The sequence below is a fragment of the Aeromonas sp. PS2Canimalfood6 genome (assembly GCF_048276795.1).
In the GTDB taxonomy this organism is placed as follows: Bacteria; Pseudomonadota; Gammaproteobacteria; order Enterobacterales; family Aeromonadaceae; genus Aeromonas; species Aeromonas caviae.
In genome coordinates this window covers 1-1,991 of the sequence record NZ_JBLUXC010000118.1, presented here as the reverse complement: position 1 = coordinate 1,991, position 1,991 = coordinate 1, and the positions used below count along the sequence as shown (strand labels likewise).

The window sequence follows — 1,991 nt, the reverse complement described above, 5'->3', positions numbered from 1 at the left end:
GGCATCTTCACAGGTTCAGGAGCAGGAGCAGACCAAGATACCTGGACACTCGTAAACCCGCAGGAACGTACCAAGGAGACCGCCGCATCAATGGTCTTGAATACCCGCACACCCCCCCGATATAGCGCTAACAAATGCGGCCCCGTTTGCGTCTGCACGCTGACCGCATACCCTCCCTCTGTTTCGATGATCGTAACTGACACCACAGCCCCGTAACTGGATAGCCCCCTAAAGATAGATTCGAGCATAATCGCATCCTGCATGTGCAAAAATCGGTTTTTGCACGAGCATAGTACAGTTTTCGCTAGTATTCCCCCCGTATTACTACACGGGGGGGGGTGGGCGCTGCGGCGTTTACCTCCCTCAGTGCGCCCACCCCTCAAAAGCCGGTTTGGCAGGGAAGGGAGGGGAGCCAGTCTCAGGTCAGGTTCTGGACCGCTGCGCGGGTTCCGGCGCTTGGCCTTACGTGAAAATTTTGACGTAAGAGGGGCGCCTTGTAGGGGCTACCGCCCCTGTTCGAGGGCGGCCGTGAACAACGCACCAACCAGGCGATCAAGCGTTACCTGGTCAACATCGAGAGCGGGGTTTGGATTGGCCAACAGCAGCTTGAGCGCGGGGATATCATCCCGATTAAACGTCACAGTAACGCTTTTATCTGCCTGAGCTGCTCGGTACTTGGCCTGACGTTCAGCACCAGAGAGCGCAGATCCAGTACGAGGACGGCCACGGGGGCGCTTGATGGGGAGCAGGTCGGCGGTTTGATTGTCGTTGACGTCTTTCATACTGGGCCTTTTCGGTAACAGTGACGGTAATTAGCCAGCCTACCCGTATTACATCCGGGGACTGGCGAGGGTTCCCCCTCGACCCCTTAATTATCGTCACTGTGACAGTTATTGGCAATGCTATTTTTCGTCACAGTAACAATAACTAACCAGTTAGCTAATTGGTTAATTCACCGATACGCGAATCAATGGATCAATTGATTGCTTGCCCCCTCCAGCGTCGTCGTCCTCCTCGCTAGACCGCTCGACCGTCCTCCTCCTTGGAGTTGGCAAAATAGCCCCAAGGCAGGAAATACGCGGCCTAGGCTGTGTTTTTGCAAAAAGGAGAAGATCGAGACTGGATCCAGAGGATCAACAGAAGGTAAGGTAGTATCCAGAAACGAAAAAACCGCCCTGGCAGGCGGTTTGTTCGGGTGGGGTGAAAATCATCAAACGCCCCACCGGTAACAGGTCGATACGCGCGACGAGCTACCCAATACCCAACCAGTTTAGCGGCCAAAAGCCCTATCAATCAAGCACCCGCGCGTATCCCTGTTACCAAGGCTCACACCTTGGCGCTTTAGCGTACCTGGATGGATTGGACTTCAAGAGATTGTTGCCGTTCCAGGTGTGTGAGTCGGGTCGAACGGGGAGACTCTGCATACGACCCAAACGCGCAGCGGCGCACCTCAGCAATGCACACCCACAGGCAGGTATGGGAAAACAGGCCTAGGGGCTCTCAGGGCCTCTGAATCGGGATAGTGGGATGCAGTTGGAGGTGCTCTATCGGAGCGTGCAGAGGGGCGGCAACCCGGGGGAAACGCTGGGTTCGTCCGATAGTCCGATCATGGTCGCGCAAGCCTGTTTAAGACAGGAGGGCGCAGCCTTGCCAAGCAAGGCCTTGGCGCTTCCTTTTTCGCGGAGGCCAATAGGCCGGAGCCCGTCTAGAAAGTCATTAGAGAGAGGACCTTGGCGAGGTGGTAAAGCCCGTTCCCGAAGGGTTGTCCATCAGGGGCTTGTCCCCTGTGGGCAATAGGGCTTTTCCACGGAGCGGTTGTTACTTACGCCGTTTTTTCTTTGGAGGGGTTCGCCTGTTCGCAGGTGGCGGGGGCATCTTCACAGGTTCAGGAGCAGGAGCAGACCAAGATACCTGGACACTCGTAAACCCGCAGGAACGTACCAAGGAGACCGCCGCATCAATGGTCTTGAATACCCGCACACCCCCCCGAT

Annotated in this window: 1 protein-coding gene and 1 pseudogene; both read right to left on the bottom strand. The window is 56.2% G+C overall.

Features of this window, described 5'->3' with window-relative positions:
• A pseudogene (locus ACNPAA_RS20765) lies at nt 1-248 on the bottom strand (hypothetical protein); the annotation flags it as partial.
• Between the two features lie 255 nt (nt 249-503).
• Entirely contained in the window at nt 504-782 is a 279-nt protein-coding gene (locus ACNPAA_RS20760) for a hypothetical protein (RefSeq protein WP_417891984.1), read from the bottom strand.
• Nucleotides 783-1,991 lie beyond the last annotated feature (1,209 nt).

Bases quoted from the DNA above. Each gene is read 5' to 3' on its own strand.
- ACNPAA_RS20760 (WP_417891984.1), bottom strand. From the start codon at position 782: ATGAAAGACGTCAACGACAATCAAACCGCCGACCTGCTCCCCATCAAG.